The organism is Lentzea jiangxiensis, assembly GCF_900104175.1.
In the GTDB taxonomy this organism is placed as follows: domain Bacteria; phylum Actinomycetota; class Actinomycetes; order Mycobacteriales; family Pseudonocardiaceae; genus Lentzea; species Lentzea jiangxiensis.
Genome location: NZ_FNIX01000037.1, coordinates 1 through 20,874, shown reverse-complemented (window position 1 = coordinate 20,874; position 20,874 = coordinate 1). Strand labels below are relative to the sequence as shown.

Annotated in this window: 11 protein-coding genes; 2 read left to right on the top strand and 9 right to left on the bottom strand. The window is 69.2% G+C overall.

Features of this window, described 5'->3' with window-relative positions; translation table 11 throughout:
- Positions 1–2: 2 nt before the first annotated feature.
- From BLQ91_RS38780 to BLQ91_RS38755, 6 genes are all read right to left on the bottom strand, one after another.
- On the bottom strand, positions 3–947 hold the full coding sequence (locus BLQ91_RS38780) for an amidohydrolase family protein (protein WP_245734295.1): 945 nt from the start codon (positions 945–947) through the stop codon (positions 3–5).
- On the bottom strand, positions 944–1,696 hold the full coding sequence (gene fabG / locus BLQ91_RS38775; protein WP_218130572.1) for a 3-oxoacyl-ACP reductase FabG: 753 nt from the start codon (positions 1,694–1,696) through the stop codon (positions 944–946). The genes BLQ91_RS38780 and fabG overlap by 4 nt, the downstream gene beginning before the upstream one ends.
- Positions 1,693–3,120, bottom strand: coding sequence for a coproporphyrinogen-III oxidase family protein (locus BLQ91_RS38770; protein ID WP_176960197.1), 1,428 nt, complete (start codon positions 3,118–3,120; stop codon positions 1,693–1,695). The genes fabG and BLQ91_RS38770 overlap by 4 nt, the downstream gene beginning before the upstream one ends.
- Positions 3,121–3,155: 35 nt before the next feature.
- The gene (locus tag BLQ91_RS38765; protein WP_090105460.1) at positions 3,156–7,019 is read right to left on the bottom strand and encodes a type I polyketide synthase; all 3,864 of its coding nucleotides are present in this window, start codon (positions 7,017–7,019) and stop codon (positions 3,156–3,158) included.
- Positions 7,020–7,203: 184 nt separating this feature from the next.
- Positions 7,204–8,511, bottom strand: a complete 1,308-nt coding sequence (locus BLQ91_RS38760; protein WP_090105458.1) for a phenylacetate--CoA ligase family protein — start codon at positions 8,509–8,511, stop codon at positions 7,204–7,206.
- 61 nt (positions 8,512–8,572) lie between these two features.
- On the bottom strand, positions 8,573–9,526 hold the full coding sequence (locus BLQ91_RS38755; protein WP_143023078.1) for a carcinine hydrolase/isopenicillin-N N-acyltransferase family protein: 954 nt from the start codon (positions 9,524–9,526) through the stop codon (positions 8,573–8,575).
- Positions 9,527–9,648: 122 nt separating this feature from the next.
- Here BLQ91_RS38755 and BLQ91_RS38750 point away from each other — a divergent pair, with 122 nt between their 5' ends.
- Entirely contained in the window at positions 9,649–10,209 is a 561-nt protein-coding gene (locus BLQ91_RS38750; RefSeq protein ID WP_090105477.1) for a sigma-70 family RNA polymerase sigma factor, read from the top strand.
- Here BLQ91_RS38750 and BLQ91_RS38745 read toward each other — a convergent pair whose 3' ends face one another.
- From BLQ91_RS38745 to BLQ91_RS38735, 3 genes are all read right to left on the bottom strand, one after another.
- The gene (locus BLQ91_RS38745) at positions 10,210–12,672 is read right to left on the bottom strand and encodes an ATP-binding protein (RefSeq protein WP_090105454.1); all 2,463 of its coding nucleotides are present in this window, start codon (positions 12,670–12,672) and stop codon (positions 10,210–10,212) included.
- A gap of 115 nt (positions 12,673–12,787) precedes the next feature.
- Positions 12,788–15,955, bottom strand: coding sequence for a right-handed parallel beta-helix repeat-containing protein (locus BLQ91_RS38740; RefSeq protein ID WP_090105452.1), 3,168 nt, complete (start codon positions 15,953–15,955; stop codon positions 12,788–12,790).
- A gap of 151 nt (positions 15,956–16,106) precedes the next feature.
- On the bottom strand, positions 16,107–19,394 hold the full coding sequence (locus BLQ91_RS38735) for a right-handed parallel beta-helix repeat-containing protein (RefSeq protein WP_090105450.1): 3,288 nt from the start codon (positions 19,392–19,394) through the stop codon (positions 16,107–16,109).
- Positions 19,395–19,535: 141 nt separating this feature from the next.
- On the opposite strand from BLQ91_RS38735, the gene BLQ91_RS38730 reads away from it, so the two are divergent.
- Positions 19,536–20,672 carry a S8 family serine peptidase gene (locus BLQ91_RS38730; protein WP_281199894.1) on the top strand — a complete coding sequence of 379 codons (1,137 nt, stop codon included), beginning with the start codon at positions 19,536–19,538 and terminating at the stop codon, positions 20,670–20,672.
- The last annotated feature ends 202 nt before the right edge of the window (positions 20,673–20,874 follow it).

Here is a 20,874-nt window from a genome sequence, read left to right as displayed (position 1 = left end):
CCTCAGTGGGTTTCCGTCGCGACGGCGAGCGGTGAGCCGAACAGCGCGACGGAGTTATGCCAGCAGACGGCCCGCAGCCAGTCCTCGTCCAGGTCCAGCCGGGCGAGGCCGGCCAGCTGTTCCGCGTACGACCACGGGATCTGCGGAAAGTCACTGCCCAGCAACACCCTTCCGGCGAGGCCCAGATCGCGTAGGCGGGGGAGCAGATCGCGCGGAAACGGGATGATCTGCTCCATGAATGAGGTGAACGCCATCGTGGTGTCCAGCGTGACCCGCTCGTACTGCTCGGCCAGGCGCAAAAACGGCTCGTAGTCCGGCATGCCCATGTGCGCCAGTACCACCGGCAGTCGCGGGTGCCGGGAGAGCAGCTCGCCGACCGGGTTCGGCCCGGTGTGCTGGTTGCCGACCGGAATGTGCGCGGCGTGCATCACCACGGGCACACCGGCGTCGGAGATCATGCCCCACACCGGATCCAGCTCCGGCGCGTTCGGATCGAACTTGCTGACCTGCACGTGGATCTTGAACACCTGGGCGCCCGCGGTGAGCGCGTCGGACACGTAGCCCGTCACGCCGGGTTCGGGGTAGAACGTCGCCGACCGCAGGCAACCCGATGTCGTGCGGGCGAACTCCAGTGCCCACTCGTTCAGCTCGACCGCGAGGTTCGGCTTGTGCGCGTACGACAACGCGCTGAACTGGCGCACGCCGAGCTGGCGCAGGTATGCCACCCGTTCGTCGTCGGTCCAGCGGTAGCGCACCTTCCACTCCAGGCCGACCGAGGGCCCTCCCTTGTCGAAGTGCGCCCAGACCCGCCGCATCAGCCAGTCGGGCATGAAGTGCACGTGCACGTCGGCGAGTCCCGGCAGGCCGAGTGCTCGCCAGAACGAGGGGACCTCGGAGTCGTCGGCCGGAACCGGGATCACCGGCTCGTCGTCGTCCCAGTCGTTCACAGGACCAAACCTCCAGCGATTTCGATGACCTGTCCGGTGATGTAGCGCGCTCGGTCCGAGGCGAGGAAGCAGATGGTGTGGGCGACGTCCTCCGGCGTGCCGAACCTTCCGGTCGGGATGCGCGCCCGGACGATCTCCCGGTGCTCCTCGGGGATCACGGCGGTCATGTCCGTCTCGATCAGGCCCGGCGCCACCGCGTTCACCGTCACGCCGAAGCCGCTGATCTCCTTGGACAACGCCTTGGTGAAGCCGATGATCCCGGCCTTGGTAGTGGAGTATCCGACCTGCATCGCCGAGCCGTGCAGGCCCACCACCGAGCTGAGGTTGATCACCGCGCCACCGCGTTGTTTCACCATGGGCAGCACCAGTGGCTGGGTGGTGTTGAACAGGCCACCCAGGTTCGTCTCGACCAGCTCGTCCCACTCGCCGCGCGGCATCCCCGCGAACGCGCTGCTGCGCGAGATGCCCGCGTTGTTCACCAGGACGTCGATCGAACCTAGTGCTTCCAGCGCGCCCTCGGCGAACCCGGCGACGCCGTCCTGATCGGACACGTCCACGGGCAGCGCCGCGCAGATCCGTTCCGGATGCGCCTTCGCCATCCCCTCACACAGCTCGCGGGCCGCGTCGGCGTTGCGCCGATAGCCGAACACCACGTCGGCGCCTTCTGCCAGCGCGAGCCGCACCACCGCCGCACCGATTCCGCGCGAGCCTCCGGTGACGACGAATCTCTTACCCATCAACGTGTTCACGCGCTCACCAGCTTCTGGGGCGCGGCGAGGTCGACCACGACGCGGTTGCGCACCTCGTGCTCGCGCAGTGCGCGGTACCGCTCCTCCGCGAGCAGCGCCTGGATCATCGGCGTGTAGAACGGGCCGTCGTCGATCAGCGTCACGCTGTCGTCGGTGACCTCGACCAGCTCGCGTTCGCCGAGCGCGTCCCAGATCCTCTGGTACTCCGCGTAGACGTCGATGCCGAACGCGGCGCGGTACTCGGTGCGGCTGACGCTCAGGCCGAGCAGGTTGCGGAACAGCATCGCGAGCCGCCAGTCCTGCTTGGCGTGCCCGAAACCCTGTTCCACCGGGAACTGGCCGTTGTCGATCATCTCCTTGTAGCGGCCCAGGTTGCGCTGGTTGATGAACGACCACGAGTCGCCGTCGTCCAGCACGGTGTCGCCGAAGAAGGTGATCGCCGCGTACCCGAGCCCGACCGAATCGAGGTTGTCCAGCCGGGGTGCGACGCCCTCCTCGTAGTCGCGGCCGACCGGGTCGCCGGGCTTGCGGAAGTTGTACGCCGTGAGCTGCTCGTAGCCGTGCGACTTCAGCAGGTCGCGCGACTCGCGGTACATCTCCAGGTTGCTCAGCGGCGCGGGCAGCTCGTGGAATCGGTTGAGCGCGAAGTCCGTCGGCCCGCCGACGTTGAGCTCGTAGTGGGTGATGTCGTGGACTCCCCACGACACGACGGTTTCCAGGTCCTCGATCATCGTGCGCACGGTCTGCTGCGGCCAGCCGAAGATGAGGTCGAGGTTGGCGGCCAGACCGAAGTCGCGGGCCCACTCCAGGCTCTGCACCGTGTGCTTGAGCGTCTGCTTGCGGCCGCTCAGCTTGTTCAGCCGCTCGTTAATCTGCTGCACGCCCATGCTGATCCGGTTCATCCCGGCGTCGCGGATCGCCTCGATCTTGCTGCGGGAGAACAGCTGCGGGATGCCTTCGAGCGTGAGGTCCGCGTCCGGGGTGATGTCCGGGAACAGGTCCCGGACCAGATCCATCAGCTTGAGGTACATCGGTTCCTTGTAGAGGTTCGACGTACCGCCGCCGAAGTACACGCCGCCGAGAGTCGCGCCCTCGAAGGCTTCCTTGTACATGGCCGCCTCGCGGCTCAGGTAGTCGAAGTAAATTTCCAAAGCCTCGTTGCCCCGGAACTCCTCCACCGGGAACAGGCAGTAGCCGCACTTGCCGGGGTTGGTCTTAATGCAGTACGGCACCCCGACGTACAGGTTCAGCGGCGTCGAGCGGCCCAGGTCACGGATGCGGCGCCGGCTGTCGGCGATGCTCCCCACCGGGACGGACTCCTCCGTCCAATAGCGCGGCGACGGGAAACCGTGCTGCACCTTGTTGACCTGGCGCTTATCCAGGTGGGAGTCGATGTGGTCGTTGACGAACTTCGCGTCGAGCACGGCGCGGCGCTCCTTTGTCGGCGGGCGTGGGTTGGTCAGGCGGCGGGGGCGAGCACGAGCACGTTGTCGAGGACGTACTCGGCGAGGTTCGTCATGCTCTGGTATTCGACGGCTTCCATCGCCTTGAACCGGAAGTCGAGCTTCTCCTGGATGCGGCGCTGGAACTCGGTGATCATCAGCGAGTCAAGGCCGATCTCGAGCAGTGCGGAGGACGGGTCGAGGCTGCTCACGTCGAGCTCGTACTCGTACTCGGCGGCCAGCCTGCCGAGCGTGTCCTTGACCTCCTCGACGACCCATTCGGTCACGACCGCCAGCTGCTTATCCCTGGTCAATCCGTCCATCTTGGACATGAGCTCGGCGCGGGCGTCACCGGCGCGGCGCGTGGTTCCGGGAATCGCGACGCCGTCATCGGCCAGCGCGGAAGTGTGCCGGAACTCCGCTTCGTCCAGCCGCACCAGCACGTTGCCGTCGTCGTCGGTGACGTCGACCGTCGCGACGGCCACCGAACCGGCGTCGTTCACCCGCACGCTCACGCGGCTCCACACCTGCACGGGCAACGGCCCGGTCACCGCGACGCGGCCGAGCTTGGCCGGTACGTACGCGCCGTCCAATGCCCGCGACGACAGGGTGCTCAACGCGGCAGCCACCACGTGCAGCGCACCGTCGACCAGCGTGCTGAGCCGGTGCTCGTGCTCTTCATGGGGCGCGCCGTCGGGCGCGGTGGTGATCCGTCCGAGTGCCGTGCCGGAACCCTCCGCGCCGTTCCACAGTTCGCGCACGGTCGAGAAGGTCGCCCCGTACTCCATGCCGACTTCCCGGAGTTTGCCGTAGAACCGGCCGGGGGCGAGGCCCGCGGTCAGCTGGTCGCGCAGCTCACCCGGTGGCAGCCGGCACGCGGCCGGTTCCTCCGCTGTGACCTTGCCCCGGCAGAACACCGCGCCGTCGTCGTTGCGGCCGATGACGAACCGGCCGGCGTCGTCCAGCTCGACGCTGATCGTCGTCTTCTTGCGCGGCAACAGCACCAGCGGCTGACGGAAGTCGACGTCGCTCAGCACGACAGCTCGGTCGTCCGGCCGCGCGGCGCGCACGGCCAGTTCCAGATAGCCGCTCGCCGGGAACACCGTCTTGCCGAGAATCCGGTGGTCCACCCACGGGGTCGTGGCGGTCAGCGTCGACTCGGTCGTGGTGACCTCCCCCGGCTGCACCGCCTCGGGCTGCACCGGTTCCGGCGAGACACCTCGCGGAACTCTTTGCGGTTCCTGGGGAATCGCGCCCGGACCGTCCGGTGAGAACCAGTAGCGATCGCGGCGGAACGGGTAGAGCGGCGCGGCCAGCCGTTCCCGCGGCGCGGTGGCGAACAGCCGCGCGGGCTCCATCCCCGCGCCGGTGACGAACAGCTCGCCTGCCGCACGCAACAGGTTGGCCGCGTCCTGGCGGTCGCGGCGCAGCGTCGCCACGAGGCGGGTGCCGGTCTCCGCCACCGCCGAGACAGCGGGGATGAGAGCCGGGTGCGGGCCGACCTCGACGATCACCGGGCAGCCGAGTCCAGCCACCACGCGCATGCCGTCGTGGAAGCGCACTGCCTCACGGGCTTGCCTGCTCCAGTAAGCGGGGCCTTCGTCGCCGGTGAGCTGCTGTCCCGTCAACGTCGACACCATCGGGATGGCGGGCTCCGAAGTGGTGAGCGTGGCGGCGAACTCCTCCAGCTCCGCGAGCACCGGGTCCATCAGCGAGGAGTGGAACGCGTGCGACACGTGGAGCACGGTGGTGCGGACCTTCTTTTCCGCGGCCAGCCGTTCGATCTCGCCGACCGCCTCCGCCGCACCGGACACCACGACGCTGCGCGGGCCGTTGACCCCGGCGATTGCGATGTCCTCCTTACCCAATAGCCAGTTCCGCGCGACGTCCTCGGTCGTGGCGACGGCGAGCATCCGGCCACCGGACGGCAGCGCGCCCATCAGCCTGCCCCGCACCGCGGCGAACTTCGCGGCGCCGGCGAAGTCCAGCAAACCGCTGATGCACGCGGCGGCGATCTCGCCGACGCTGTGCCCGATCACCACCGAGGGCACAACACCCCATGAGCGGAGCAGCTCCGCGAGCGCGTACTCGACCGCGAACAACGCGGGCTGCGCGAATGTGGTGTCCTCGGCCCAGTCGTTCTCGTCGAACAGAACTTCGCGCAACGGCCGGCCGAGCTCAGGGTCCATCACCTCGGCGCACCGGTCGATCTCCGCGGCGAACACCGGCTCGCGGTCGTACAGCTCCCGGCCCATGCCCTCGTACTGCGAGCCTTGGCCGGTGAACACGAAGGCCACCTTGGTGTTCTTGCGCGCCCGTCCGTGCGCGACGGACGCACCGGGACGGCGGCATCGCCAGCGGCGCAGGCTCTCCGCGGCCGAGGCGGCATCCGAACCGACCACGGCGACGCGGTGCCGCAGCGGGGCGCGACCGGTGGCCGCGGTGAAGGCGGCGGCTCCCAGGCCGTCCGGAGAGCCGGTCAGGAACTCGGCCCAGCGCTCGGCCAGCTCGTTGAGGCTCTCCTCGGACTTGGCCGACAGCACCAGCAGTTCGTGGCCGCGCTTGTCCGCAGGTGCCGTGGTGGTCGCCGGCGCCTCGCGCAGGATCACGCACGCGTTGGTACCGCTGTAGCCGAAGGAGTTCACTCCGGCGATGCGCGGTTCAATGGTGCGTGGCCACGCGATCGGCTCGGTTGGCACGGTGATGTCGGCATCGCGCAGGTCGATCTTCGGATTCCACCGGGTGAAGTGCACGCTCGGGAAGATCGTCTCGTGCTCCAGCGAGAGTGCCGCCTTTACCAGCCCGAGCAGGCCTGCACCTGCCTCCAGATGGCCGAAGTTGCTCTTCGCCGAGCCGATGCGCAGCTGCTCGGGCCGCGGCGCGCCGTACACGTCGACGATCGAGCTCATCTCCATTGGGTCGCCGACCGGCGTGCCGGTGCCGTGCGCGTCGAGGTAGCCGACCTGCCCGGGCCGCACCCCTGCCTGGGCGAGCGCGGTGCGCATCACCCGTTCCTGCGCCTGGCGGTCGGGTGCGGTGATGCCGACCGAACGACCGTGGTGGTTCACCGCGGTGCCCAGCACGCTCGCGATGATCCGGTCACCGCGGTCCACCGCGACCGACTCGCGCCGCAGCACGACCGCGATGCATCCCTCGCTGCGCACGTAGCCGTCGGCGTCAGCGTCGAACGCCCGGCAGCGGCCGGTGGGCGACAACAGGCCCGCTTTGGAGAAGGCGATGTGCACCGCCGGGTACACCAGGACGTTGATGCCAACCACGACGGCCGTGTCGCACTCGCCGCTGAGCAGGCTCTGCCGGGCGAGGTGGAGGGCGACCAGCGAACCGGAACATGCGGTGTCGACGGTCATGCACGGCCCCTGCAGGCCGAAGAAGCTCGCGACCCGGCCGGCGATCACGCTGATCGCGTCGCTCGTCGCCTCATATCCGGTGATGCCGGCGAAGCTCTCCGCATGCAGCTTGAGCGAGACGTGGCTGTTGGTGTTGGACGCGCCGACGAACACCGCGGTGTTCGTGCCCTTGAGCTCCTCGGGGTTCTGGCCGGCGTGCTCGAATGCCTGCCACACCGTCTGCAGCACGATCTTCTGCTGCGGGTCGAGCCTGGCGGCCTCCGCACCGGAGATGCCGAAGAAGCCCGCGTCGAACTCGTCGATGCCACTGAGGAAGCCGCCGTGGCGGGCGATCATCTTCGCCGGCCGGACGGTGTCGGGGGCGTGGAACGCGTCGACGTCCCACCGGTCGGAAGGGATCTCGGTGACGCAGTCGCGGCCGTCGCGGAGGGTGTCGAGCAGCTCGGACGCGCTGGACACGCCACCGGGCAGCCTGCAGCCGACTCCGACGACTGCGATGGGCTCAGCAGTCATGAACAGTCCTTCCGTCGTAACCCGGCGTCGGGTGCGGTTTGGATGTGATTAAGCACACCGTGTTCGTCCGGTTACAGCCAGGCAGGAACTCATGCAGACCTGAATCCGCCGATTCTGCCGATGGTTCTGCAAGTGACGCTGGAAAGCGCTTTCAACGACGTCGTCGCACTGCCGCCGGTTGGTCTCAGCTCAGCTCGGCTGCGGCCAACCACAGGTCTGATCTGATCGGAATGTGCCTGCCCGCCGCGGTTTTCAGAATGTCCGGCACGACCTCGACGTCGATGGTGACGCGGTCGGTCAGCAGGCGCTGGAAGCTCGCGCGGACGATGCCGGCGTCGCGCTCGGGCTGATAGCCGGGCCCGGCCACGACGAGGAGGACGACGTGGTCGAGAGCGGTCTGCGCGAGCTGGAACTGCGTGATGTCGAGCCGCTCGCTGAGGATCAGGTGGTACGTCCAGTCCAGCAGCCGCCCCGAGGCGATGCGCGTGCCGCTCGGCAGCGTGAAGAAGCTGTTGCGGCGGCCGAGGAGCTGGTCGAGCGTCCGGCCACGGGGAGCGCCGCACCGGCACGCGATGTTGCCGATCGCGGCGATGTCGTTCTGCCGGTAGCGGATCATCGGCATGGTAATGTTGATCAGGTTGGTGCCGACGATCTCTCCCGGCTCGCCGGGAGCCACCGCGTCACCGGTGTCCTGGTCCAGGATCTCGCAGTGGCTCTGGGCTTCCACGAGGTGGTACGTGCCGAGGTGGCACTGCAGCGCGAGCCTGCCGAGCTCCTCGGTGGCGTACTCGTCGTAGACGGGGCAGCCGAAGAACGCGGCCAGCTCGTCGCGGAACGCTTGCGACGACTGTTCCGAATGTGTGACGACGGCACGCAAACCATAGTCGGGCAACGGATCGAGCCCGCGCGTGCGCAGCGCTTCGCACAGTTCGGCCGCGATCGACGGGTACACCAGCAGAACTTCCGGCCTGTCCCGCAGCAACCGGTCGGCGAGCTCGCCCACCGGGCGGAGGTTGGCGAAGTACTCGACTCGGTAACCGAGTCCGCCGATCGACCGGTAGGGGTACTCGGAGGTGTTTGCGTAGAGCTGGCGGTCGCCGATCCGCAGGCCGATGTGCTGCCGATAGGCCTCGACACCGATGATGCTGTCCTTGATCCAGTTGGTGTCGCTGCCGTAGACGTCGAGCACCTGGCCGGACGAACCGGAGCTGCGCGACACGTGCGCCTTCGCCGCCTCCCCGCGCACGATCGCGGCCTCACCCGCCGCGATCAGCTCGTCCTTCGTCGTCACGGGCACACTCTGGAAGTCCTGCCAGGTGCGGACGTCCCGCGAGTGCACCTCGGCGGCGTCGCACTTCGCCCGGTAGAACTCGGTTCGCTCGTACGCCCTGTGCAGCACCCGGCGTACGTCGGGAAACCTGTCGCGGCCGGCGGTGAGCCGGCCCGGTCCCCGTTCCCAGGCGAACCTGGCCGTCATGGCGATCTGTGCCACGATTCCCAGTTCTCGCAAAGCAGACCAGCTCTCGTGTGAATGTCGCGAATGGATGGAGTGATCACGGAGTCAGATCGGCCCGGTGCGGTACCTCGATCTCCGCCGGCTCGAACACGTCGAACGTCCACGACCTGATCTCGTTGGGCCACAACAATGTCACGCTGCCCTTCGCAGGCAGGTAGACAGCTGTGTGCAGCGTGCGCACACCCAGCGTGCTGCTTGTGCGGTAGCGCGGTGCGGACAGCATCGCCGACACCGCCTCGAAAGAGGTGTCCCAGTGCTGCGTGCGGCCGCGCAACGTCAGGTTGTTCGGCTGCACGCGGTACGCCGCGCGGTCACCAGCCGCGTCCACCACGCTGATGTCGTGCGTGGTGGCGGTGCGCCAGCCCGTCAGTGCCTCATCCACGTCTCGCACCACCGCGCAGTGTTCGAGGAGGTGACGCACCAGCAGCGGCCCGCTCAGGCCGTACGTGGCTTCATCGTGGCGCGCCTCTCGGTCGGAGTTGAGCGATACCACGAGACCGTCCTCGTTGATGCCGTCCAGCAGGCCCCACAACCCGGAGGTCGTGCCCATCACCCGCCGCCGGCCGAGCTTGCTCTGCCACAACGTCCACTCGTGCCGCGTGACATCGGCATCGAGGTTGCGCACCAGCGTGCTGCCGCCGGTTACCTGCCTGCCGGTCACCTCGGGCCGGGGCGGGCCGACGTGGGTCAGAAACGCGGTCAGCGCGAGGTCGTCCAGCTCGGCGGCGGCGGCCAGCTCGGCCGACATCGCGCCAAGCGCGGGAACGGACAGCCCCAGCACTGCCGTGCGCCACGCCATGGTGAACGAATCGTCCACCTCGGACGGACGCAGCCGAGGCCAGTGCCGGCGCACGTGCTCGCGCCACTGCTCGCCAGGACGCTCCTCGACGAACGCCCGGAACGTCGTGGAGCGGTGGTCGCGGTCGGTCACCTGGGCTACCTCCTCCTTCGCCGGTTGCCATGTAACTAGCGCGCCGCCTCGCGCAGCCACGAGGAACTACCGGCAGAACCTCCGGGAAACGGAGTTCTTCCGGTGGTTCCTCGTGGTAGCCGGCGGCTCCAGCCGGTGAACTTCGGGGCAACAACAACGCCGAAGCAGGGGAGGTGGCCACCATGGCTTCTCGTCACGTCACCAACGAACGACCGTCGCGGGTGGCAGCGAGCTCATTTCTGGCGGACCTGCACGGGGAACACCGGGAGCACCTCCTGCGGTTCACCCGCCGGCTGCTGCCCGGCGACCCGCACCGGGCCGAGGACGTCGTGCAGGAGTGCATGCTCCGGGCATGGCGGCACCAGGAACAGCTGGCCGCCGAGGGCGTGATGGTGCGCTCGTGGCTGTTCACCGTCGCGCGCAACCTCATCGTCGACTGGATTCGCCGGGACAAGGCCCGTCCGGTGATCTTCGGCGACGACGACTTCGACCTGCTGCCCGGCGGTGGTGCCGACTTCGCCGACGAGGTGGTCAGCCGGTGCGTCGTCGACGAAGGACTCGCGCGGCTCACCCCGACGCAGCGACAGGCGCTGGAGCAGGTCTACCGGCTCGACCGCACCCGGCAGGGCGCGGCCGCCGTCATCGGAGTGCCGGTGGGCACCATCAAGTCGCGAGTGCACAACGCGACCATCGCTATGACGGAAGCACTCGCAGGCCACGGAGTGACCGCCGCCTGCTGGTGATCAGGCAGGCAGAGAAACGCCCAGGCTGGTGGCGATCTTCGCCGCCATGCTGCGCACCATCGGAGTGTCGAAGCCGGTGCACTCGGCCAGCGCTCGCACCCTGTGCTCACGCGCCAGTGCGGCGTCCCCGCGCTCGTCGGCCAGCTCAGCCAGCCACGCGAGGCTCTCGACCTTGTCCTCGATCGCCCGCGACGCGTCGAGCCCGTGCTGCAACTGCTGCTCGGCTTCCTGCCAGCGGCCCAGCCGGAGCAGCGCGATGCCGCGCAGGCGCTGCACCCGAGACACCGCCATCAACGCGCTGTGCTTGCGGAACATCGACTCTGCCTCATCCAGCAGGACGATCGACTGCGCCGGTTCACCCGACACGGTGAGCGTCTCGGCGAGCTTGGTCAGCGTCATCGCCAGCAGTTCCTCGGTGCCCGGCGTCGCCGTCTTGCCCCGGTGGTACGCGACGCATCGCTGGTGCACCGCGATCGCCTCGTCGTACTGACCCTGCCGTTGCAGGTAGGTGCCGAGGAGCACCAGCCCCAGGTACAGCCCGGTCTCGTAACCCGCCTGCTCGAACAGATCGACGCACCGGCGGATGTTGTCGTTGTAGCCCTCGGGTTCGCCGAGCCGCCACAGGATGGCCGCACCGTAGTACGCGCTCCACCCTTGAGTGACGAGGTCGCCGGACTCCAGCGCCTTCGCGGCGGCGGACTCGTGCGCCGCCAGCGCTTCGTGGAGCTCGCTGCACAGGCTGAACAAGGCCCATGAGAGGTAGTTGAGCTGCTCGGCCTCCGCCCGCGGATCGCCGAGCTCGCGTGCCGCGTCAGCGCCCAGCCGGAAGACATCGCGCCACAACTCACCGGTGCCGCGCAGGTCTGAGTACCAGTGCATCGCCTGGGCCAGCGCAAGCACCTTCTCGTGCTCGCCCAGCTCAGCGGCGGAGCGCAGTGCGGCTCGCACGTGCTCGTGCTCCAGCCCGAGCCAGCGATCCGCGGACTCCCGGTCCCGCACCGGATCCGGTCCGTCGATCCCGTCGTGCAACGGGCTGCTGTCGTGGTCGAAGAACAAAGCCGCCTTTGTGGCGACGGCGAGCAGCCAGTGCCGCACCCGGTCGCGCACCTCGGCCAGGGCGGCCGGGTCCTCGTCGAGCTCCAGCCGTTCGACGGCGAACACGCGCAACAGGTCGTGGCGGGTGTACCGGCCGGGCACTCGCCCGAGACCGAGCAGACTCGCGTCGGCGAGTTCGTCGAGCGACTGCTCCGCGACGTGCTCGGGTTGCCCCGTGAGCACCGCGGCGTGCTCGACGCTGGTGTCCGAGCCCTGGATCAGCGCGAGTCTTCGGAACATCATCGCGGTGGCGGGACACAGGCTCTGGTAGGAGAGCTCGAACGCCGTGCGCACCTGCAGGTCGCCCGCGGTGAGCACGGACAGCCGTCGCCGTTCATCCTCCAGCTGGTCCGCGAAGTGCGAGACGGTCCACTGCGGCCGGCTGGCCAGGCGATTGCCCGCGATGAGCAACGCGAGCGGAACACCACCGCACAGCGCGGCCACCCGCCCGGCCGCCTCCGGTTCGGGAGCGAGCCGCTCCTCGCCGGCAACAGCGCGCAGGAGGGTGACGGCGCGATCCAGCCGCAGCAGGTCCAGCGCCAGGCGGTGGCGGATGTCCAGTCCGGTGAGCGTGCTCCGGCTCGTGATGAGCACCATGGTGCCGGGGCTCGTTCCGATCAAGGGGCGCACCTGCGCCTCGTTCAGAGCGTTGTCCAGCACGAGCAGCACCGTGCGGTCGCGCAACAGCGAGTGGTACAGCGACAGCTTGTCGTCCGCGTTGGCCGGGATCTGTCGGTCGCTCACCCCGAACCCGCGCAGCAACCGGCGGACCGCGTCGTCCGGCGTCAGCGACTGGTCGCTCAGGCCACGCAGGTCGACGAACAGACACCCGTCGCGAAACCGGCTGCCGAGCCGGTAGCCGGTGTCGATGGCGAGCGCCGTCTTACCTCCTCCTGGCGGACCGTGCACGACGGTGACCTGCAGCACCGACGAGGACTCGCTGTCGCGGACGAACCCGTCCAGCGCCGCCTGCTCGGCCTCCCGGCCGGTAAGCTCGACGAGCATCGGGGGCAGCGCACAGGCGGTACTGGGAACCGCCGCCGCTGCCGGTGCTGTCGTGGGAGCCGCCAGCAGCGGTGACTTGGGCTGGTCGCCGTCGCCGCCCTTGAACTCCATGACGGCGGGCTGGGCCGGGGGCCGGCGCTTCAGCCGTGACCGCGCGATGAAGTCGGCTGCTTCCTCCCCGTTCAGCCCGAGTCCGTCGACCAGCAGCTCGACGGTGCGGCGTTGCGGGGTGAGGGCCCGGCCGCGCTCCATATCGCTGATAGCGCGCACGCTGACACCGGTGCGTTCTGCCAAGTCCTCCTGCGTCATCAGGGCGCGCAACCGGAAGAAGCGAAGAAAGTCGCCGAATGCAGTCGTGCTCACTTGCGCCATCCTGCCATGGATGTTCGCGCAGACGGAGTAGCATCAATCGGGTGGCGTAGTGTCGGACGTCGAACGCACTTTCAGTGAGCGCCGTTGAGTGAATTTCTGCCTCCTTTCAGGGTGCGGCCGGCCTCGGCAGATCGCCTGGAAGGAGTAGCCGGAGGTCCTGCACCGTGGGATTCGCCACGTTCGTCAGACGACCGGCTTGCCTGCTCATCATCAGCTCCAGCACCTGCCCCGCGTGGCGGGCGTTGCCGAACCTCCTGCCGCGCGGCATGGTGCTGAAGTGCCCTCGAAGCGCGGCGACGGTGTCGGCGGTGCACTCGTAGCCGTTCGCGACCGCCATCCGATGCACGATCTTCACCAGGTCGTCGGTCGGATAATCCGCGAATTCGACATATCGGGAGAAATGCGCGGCGAGGCCTGGAGTCGTGCGCAGGAACTCCCTCATCACGGCGGAATGGCTTGCGATGACGACCACCGTGTCGTCGCTATGGCCGCCCATCAGCCGCACTAGCGCCGCGGCGGCTTCCTGGCAGCAGTCGTCGGTGGGTGGCGTCGTGCTGTACGCCTCGTCGACGAGCAAGACGCCACCGCGAGCCCGTTCGAACGTGTCTTTGGTCAATTGGGCGGAATGCCCTACGTAGTGGCCGAGAAGTTCGTCGCAGGCGATTTCGACCAGATGACCCTTTCGCAGCACACCGATCGCGGCGAGCAGCTCGCCGTACAGCCGGGCCACCGCCGTCTTGCCGGTGCCGGGTGGGCCGTCGAAGACGAGGTGGTGGCCGATCGGGGACACCGGCTGCCCCGCCGCGCATCGCTGCCGCGCCGTGGAAATCAGGCTGGTGATCACCTCCTTCACCGTGCCCAGCCCGATCATGGCGTCGAGCTTCGCCTGCGCGGCGGCGTGCGCGCCGGAGTTACCGTCCACCACGGCACCGCCGGGTACGTCGGCGGGCAGCAGTTCGCGGCTTGCCGCGGCGGAGTCGTTCGCGAGCCGGAGTGCCCGGCGCTCCAGCATCTCGTCGAACACCTTGCGAGCGGTGTGGCCGTTGCCGAAGCATTCGCCGAGCTGCAACCGTCCGAAGTGGACGGATAGGGCGTCGCGCGTCTCCGCCGCCACCGCGCACTGGTGCGCGGTGGCCATGTTTTCCACGATCGAGATGAGGTCGGCGGTGTCGCAGTCCGCGAACTCGATGGCGCGGGTGAACCGCGCCGCGAGACCGGGCTCGGCCGCGACGAACTCCGCCGTCTCCGGTACGGAGCCCGCGATGATGACGACGATGTCGTCCCGGTGGCGCTCCACGAGCTCGACCAGGGTGCGCACCGCCTCGTGCTGGCTGGTGAGCGTGTGCGCGTCGTCGATGAACAACACGCCGCCCAGCGCCTGTTCGAACGCCTCGGCGACCAGTTCCGCCCTGGTGACCTCGACGAGGTGCCCGGAGCGCAGGATGCCGAATTCGGCAAGGATGCCGCCGTAGACCCGCGCGACGGTGGTCTTGCCGGTGCCCGGTGGCCCGGTGAAGATCAGGTGCCGCCCGTCCGGTGGTGCGTGCAGTCCGTACCGGTGAGCCCTTCTGTTGAGCTGCACCAAGGTTCTCACCTGGCGCTTCACTTCGGTGAGCCCGGCCAGCGCCTCCAGCTTCCGCAGGACCTCGTTGTCGTCGTCGGGCTCGGCCTGCTGCCGGCCGGTCGGCAGCTCGTCCGGATCACCGTTGGCCGTGCTGGTGAGGTTCTCCACCGAAGTCCTGTTGCCGCGCTCGGTGACGCGCAGGCCGCTGCCGGAGTTGCCCGACGCCCCGCAGTTCACGACGCTGACCGCGTCCGCCGAGTCGACGTGCACGCCGTCCTTGCCGTTGTTGGTGAGCCGGTCCCCGGTCAGCACCGCGCGTCCGCCGACCTGCACCAGCACGCCGTGCCTGTTCGAGTCGCGCACCACGGACTGCGCCATCATCAACGCGCCGCCGTCGTGCACCACGACACCGTCCTCGCCGGCTCCGCTCACCTCGCAATGACGCATCGAGGCCACCCCACCCGGTGCCACGCTCACCCCGGCGGCGCCTGCCGAGCGCACCCGTGACGAGGTCGCCTGTGGACGTCCGCCGTCGCTGACGTGCAGGCCGTTCTGCCCAGTGTCCCGAATTTCGCAGTCTTCCAGGCGGCCGCGGCCGTCCGAAGCGACCTCGACACCGCTGCCGCCGCAGCTGGCGAGCACCGCCCGGCGCAGCAACGGGTTCGCCGTCGTCTCGACGCGCATCCCGGCACCAGCGACGTCACGGACGTCGGCACCGTCGAACTCGGGCGCCGCCCCGTCGGTGACGAGCAGGCCAGGACCGGTGCCGCCGTGCACGGAGGTGTGCGTGAACACCGGGTTGCTCGCCTCGTCGACGTGGATGCCCGCCCCGTTCACGTCGAAGACCTCGCACTCCTCGAAAACGCCGAGCGACCGCCCGGTGACCCGGATCCCGGCGTCGGCGGTCCTCGTGACGCGGCACCGGCGCAGCACCGGCGCCGCGCCGCCGGACACGGTGATGCCGGTACCGGTGGTGTCGCTGACGTGGCACTCCTCCAACACGGGGGAGGCGTTCGTGCGCAGCAGCACACCGGCAGCCGTGCCGCGCACCGCCGTGTCTCGGATCGTGGTCGAACTGCCTTCCTCCAGTGCGATTCCGTGGCGTTCAGTGGCGGAGATGTCGCAGCGCTCGACCACGCCACGGGCGGTGCCGGTCGCGTGGATGCCGTTGCCCTTGGCGTCGCGCAGCGTGCAGTCGCGCACCAGCGGGTCACCGCGTTCGGCGATCACGATCGCCGCCGTGCCGACGTGCTCGACGACGCAGTCCTCGATCGCGCTGGCGGACGGGGAGGTCACGACGACGCCCACGCCGCCGGGGTTGGTCACCAGGCAGCCGCGCAGGGTGAGCGCGCCGGGATCGCTGACCAGCACCGCGGTCCACGCGCCACCGATGATCTCGCAGTCCTCCACCACGGCTTGGCCGCCCGGCACCTCGAGCGCAGGTGTCTCCGCGTCGCGGCCGCGCAGCACGAGTCCGATCAACTGCACCTCGGCGGCGCTCGCCCGCACCGCGCTGCCGACCGGCGGGTTCACCTCGACGACACCGCTGGTCCCGGCCGCGGTGATGGTGACGGATCTGGTCACGTCCAGTGACTCGGCATAGCGGCCAGGGCTCACGGAGATCACCGTGCCGTCGCGTGCGTCCCGCAACGCGTTCGTGATCGTGCGGTACCCCTGGTCGTGGTCCACCGTCAGCACATGCCGTGACACAGACCCTCCCCCTTGTCGTTCGGCTTCATCACGGCAAACGCGACGGACCTCCGAAAGGGTTCACCCCGTGTGGCGTGTGAGACCTGACCCGACACCGTCTGTGATCCGTACGGCCAGCTCAGTCGATGTGAGCGGGTTCAAACGAGGCACGTCAGGGCAGGTCCTCCGGTGCCAGCAGACGCAGGTCGTGGACGGTCGGCGCGCCAACTTTGCTCAGGCGGCCTGCCTGCCGGGTCATCATCTTCTCCATCACCTGCCGGGCGTAACGTGCGTTGCCGAACGAGACGTCGCGGTGCACCCCGGCGAAGTGCTCGCGCAGTGCCGCCACGGTCTGCGGCGCGCACTCGTAGCCGTTGGCCGACGCCATCCGGTGCACGATCGTCACGAGGTCGTCGGTGTCGTAGTTCTCGAACTCGATGTGCCGGGAGAACCGCGATTCGAGGCCGGGGTTTGACTGCAGGAACATCCGCATCTCGTTCGAGTATCCGGCGACGATCACGACTGTGTCGTCGCGGTGGTCCTCCATCAGCTTGACCAGGGTGTCGACGGCTTCCTGGCCGAAGTCGCCGCCGTTGCCGCCGCTCGGGGTGAGCGCGTACGCCTCGTCGATGAACAACACACCGCCGCGGGCGCTCTCGAACGCCTCCGTGGTCAGGTGCGCGGTGTGGCCGATGTACCGGCCGACCAGGTCCGCGCGCGCCACCTCGACCAGATGTCCCTTCTGCAGCACGCCCATGGCGGCGAGCAGCTCGCCGTAAAGCCGAGCCACGGTGGTCTTACCGGTACCGGGGGCGCCGGCGAACACCAGGTGGTTGCTGATGGTGGGCACGGGGAGGCCTGCCTGGCGCCGCTGCCGCGCGGTGCCGATCAGGTTCACCAGGTCGTTGATCGCCTCCTTCACGCCGGAGAGGCCAATCATCGAGTCGAGGCGCGTGCGCAGGGAGGTGAGGGCGGTCTCGTCGGGCTGGGTGAGATCCGCCCCGCCCGGCACGTCCACGGCCTGCAGCAGGGACAGGCTCTGGTCGTCCGCGTCCGGTTCGTTCGCGAGCCGGAACGCCTGGCGGTCCACCATCTCCTCGAACACCTTGCGGGCGGTGCGTCCGTTGCCGAAGTCGTCGCCGCGCTGCATCTGTCCGAAGTGGACCGCGAGGGCGTTCCTGGTGTCCTCGGGCACGTGGTACTGGTGGGCGGTGCACATCTTCTCGACGATGGTGACGAGCTCGTCGGTGGAGTAGTTCTCGAACTCGATCGTGCGGGTGAACCGCGACGCGAGGCCGGGGTTGGACTGCAAAAACGTCGCCATCTCCTGCGAGTATCCGGCGACGATCACGACGGCGTCGTCGCGGTGGTCCTCCATCAGCTTGACCAGGGTATCGATGGCCTCGCGGCCGAAGTCGTGCCCGGCGCCCTTGCCCTGCGAGGACAGCGTGTAGGCCTCGTCGATGAACAGCACGCCGCCGAGCGCCTTGTTGAACGTCTCGGTGGTCTTGATCGCGGTGCCGCCGACGATCTGCGCGACCAGGTCGGCGCGCGCGACCTCGACGAGGTGGCCGTCGCGCAGGACGCCCAGCTCGGCGAGGATGCTGCCGTAGAGGCGCGCGACGGTGGTCTTGCCGGTGCCGGGTGGCCCGGCGAAGATCAGGTGCCGGCTGGTCGGCGGCGCGACCATGCCCGCCTCCTGGCGCCTGCGGGCCATCTTGTTGAGGTTCACCAAGGTCTTCACCTGGTGCTTCACCGCGGTGAGACCGACCAGTGCCTCCAGTTTCGCGAGCGGGGCTTCCTCGCCGCAGCCCTCCGCCTGTGTCGCCGCGGAAGCCTGTTCCGGAACGGCCTCGGCGCTCGCCGTGGTGCCGTCGGTGTCCGGGGTGCCGTTGCCGTTGCTCGTCAGATTCTCCACGGAGACCCGCGCGCTCGGTACGGTCACCCGCAGGCCGCTGCCCTTGTTGTCCGACGTCGTGCAGTCCACCACGCTCACCGCGTCGGTGGAGTCGATGCGCACGCCGTCGCGGTCGTTCCCGGTCAGCTCGTCCGCGGTCAGCTTCGCCCGCGCGCCCGCCTCGACCACTAGGCCGTGCCCGGCGGCCCGCCGCACTTTGGACCGGGAGAACATCAGCTCGCCACCGTCGCAGACCACCACGCCGTGCGTGGCCGTTTCGCTGATTTCGCAGTCCCGCAGCGAGCCGACCCCGCCAGGGCCGATCAGTACGCCAGCCTCGCCGGACCGGTGCACTCGCAACGTGCTGATGTACGGGCTGCCGCCCTCCGAGACGTTGAGCCCGGACTTCGCCGCTTCGCGCACTTCGCAGTCCTCCAGCCGGCCGCGGCCGTTGCCGGTGACCTGGATGCCGTGACCCTTGCAGCCGTCCAACGTCGCCCTGCGCAGCAGCGGGTTCGCCGCCGCCTCGATGCGCAGACCGTCACTCGCGACGTTGCGGACCTCCAGCCGGTCGAACTCGGCCGTCGCGCCGTCGGTGACCAGCAGGCCCACCGACGACCCGCCGCGCACCGAGGTGCGGGTGAACGCGGGGCCGCTCGCCTCGTCGACGTGGATGCCCGCTTCGGTCGCGTCGGAGATCTCGCACTCCTCGAACGACCCGCGCGCCCGCCCGGTGACCCGCACTCCGGCGCCACCGGTCTTGGTGGTGCGGCACCGGCGCACCACCGGGTCCGCACCGTTGGCGACGGTGATCCCGTCACCCGTGGTGTTCGTGATCCGGCACTCCTCCAGTACGGGCGAGGCATGGGTGCTCACGAACACGCCACTCGAGGTGTCGCGCACGGTGGTGTCGATGATCTTGGTGGAGCTGTCCTCCTCCAGCGCGATGCCGGACCGCTCGGTGGAGGAGATGTCGCAGTGCTGGATGGTTCCCTGTGCCTGGCCGTTGGCGCAGACGCCGTTCCCCTTCGCGTGCCTCAGGGTGCAGTCACGCACTGTCGGGTTGCCGCGGTCGGCGATCACAATCGCGGACGTCCCGACGTGCTCGATGACGCAGTCCTCGATCGTGCTCGCCGCCGCGGAGGTGACCACGACACCCGCACCCGCGGGGTTCGTCACGCGGCAGCCGCGCATGGCCAGCGACCCGGAGCTGTGGGCCAGCACGGCGGTCCACGCGGCGCCGACGATCTCGCAGTCCTCCACAGCCGCCTGGCCGCGCGCCACGTCCAGCACGGGCAGTTCCTCGTGCTGGCCTCGCAGCACCAGTCCGGTCAGCTTCACGGCCTCGGCGATGAGGCGCACCACGCTGCCCTGCCGCGCCACGATCTCCACGCTGCCCCGCGGATCGCTCGCCGCGATCGTGACGACCTTCGTCACCACGAGCGACTCGTCGTAGCGGCCGGGCAGGACGGAGATCACCGACCCGTTGCGCGCGTCCTGAAGAGCAGCGGAAATGGTGCGGTAGCCGTTGTCGCGGTCCACTGTGAGCACGTGCCGTGACACGGGCGCTCCCTCCGTCGTTCGTCCGGTGGAGCCCGAGGCTCCGCACCGGCCAACGCAACACACCCCCGATTGAGTTCACCGTGGATTCCTGCCGGTGGTTCTTCGTGTTCGCGGCGGTCCGCACCGTGGTGGACTCACCGGGTGAGGCGACAGCTGGCAGCCGCGTGCGTGGTGTTCACGCTCGCGGCGAACGGCGGCGTGGCAGCCGCCGAGGAGAAAGACCTGCCCCAGATTCCGCAGGCGCTGAAGGCCGGGCAGCAGTGCACAGCCACGTCCGGGAAGACCGTGACCGATGTGCCGTGGCAACTGCCGTACCTCGGGGCGGACCGGGTGTGGCCGATGTCCCGCGGCAACGGCGTGCAGGTCGCCGTGGTGGACACCGGCGTGGACCAGTCGGTGGTGCCCGGCGACGTGTCCGGCGAGGCCGGCGCGGACTGCGTCGGCCACGGCACCGTGCTGGCGAGCCTGATTGCTTACAAGTCTGCAAAGGACGGTGGGCTGTCCGGTCTCGCGCCCGGTGCGCGGGTGCTCGCGGTGCGCGGCACCGACAAGACCGGAGCGGCGACGGCGGCGAGCATCGCCACCGGAATTGACGCGGCGGTCGGCGCGGGCTCACGGATCATCTGCGTCGGCGCGGTCACCGCGGACGGCGCCCCGGTGCTGCGCGAGGCGGTGGACCGCGCGATCGCGGCGGGCGCTCTGGTCGTCGCCGCGGCTGGTCCGGACGTCACTTCGGCCGGCAACGTCCCTCCCGGCCCTTACTTCCCGGCGGCGCTCCCCGGCGTGCTGTCGGTGACCGCCATCGGCCCGGACGGCAAGACCTCCGGCAAGCCCGAGATCAAGATCGTCCACGGCACGCTCGCCGCACCGGGCCTGCTCGTGATGGGCACCGGTCCAGGCGGCGGCCAGGTGGTAGGTGTCGGCCCGGCGTTCGCCGCCGCGCAGGTCGCCGCCGCCGCGGCGCTGGTCAAGTCCTACCGGCCGGAGTCGTCGGCCGGCGAGCTCGCCCGCCGGCTGCGGGGCACGGCGTATCCGCAGTCCGGTGCCGACGTGATCGACCCGCTGGCGGCGATCATGGCTGGCACCGCCGGCGGCGCCGTGGCCGCGCGCAGGGAACCATTGGTGGTCAAGGCTCTTCCTGATTTCGGCGCGACCCGCGGCGCTGCTTGGGCGATGGCTGGAGGGGTGGTGCTACTCGTGTGCTTGTTGGGTGCGCTGGCGGTGGTGGTGCCGCGTGGGCGTCGGCGTGGGTGGCGGCCTGGTCCCGCGAAGAGCTGATGTCGTTCTGAACGCGCGATGAAGCCCGATCCCTAAGAGTTCCTAACAGATTGATCAACTGTGGTGACTGAACGTTCATGATCGTTGATCATGAACGGGTGAGAAAGGGTGAGCAGCCACCGTGGATCGTGTCCGACGATCTGTGGGCGCGAATCGAGCCGTTGTTGCCTCGATGGGAGTACGCGCTGCCCAAGCTGGGCCG

What these genes read in the sequence shown, in the direction of transcription:
- BLQ91_RS38765 (WP_090105460.1), bottom strand. Translation starts at nt 7,019, where the DNA reads ATGACTGCTGAGCCCATCGCAGTCGTCGGAGTCGGCTGCAGGCTGCCC.
- BLQ91_RS38750 (WP_090105477.1), top strand. Translation starts at nt 9,649, where the DNA reads ATGGCTTCTCGTCACGTCACCAACGAACGACCGTCGCGGGTGGCAGCG.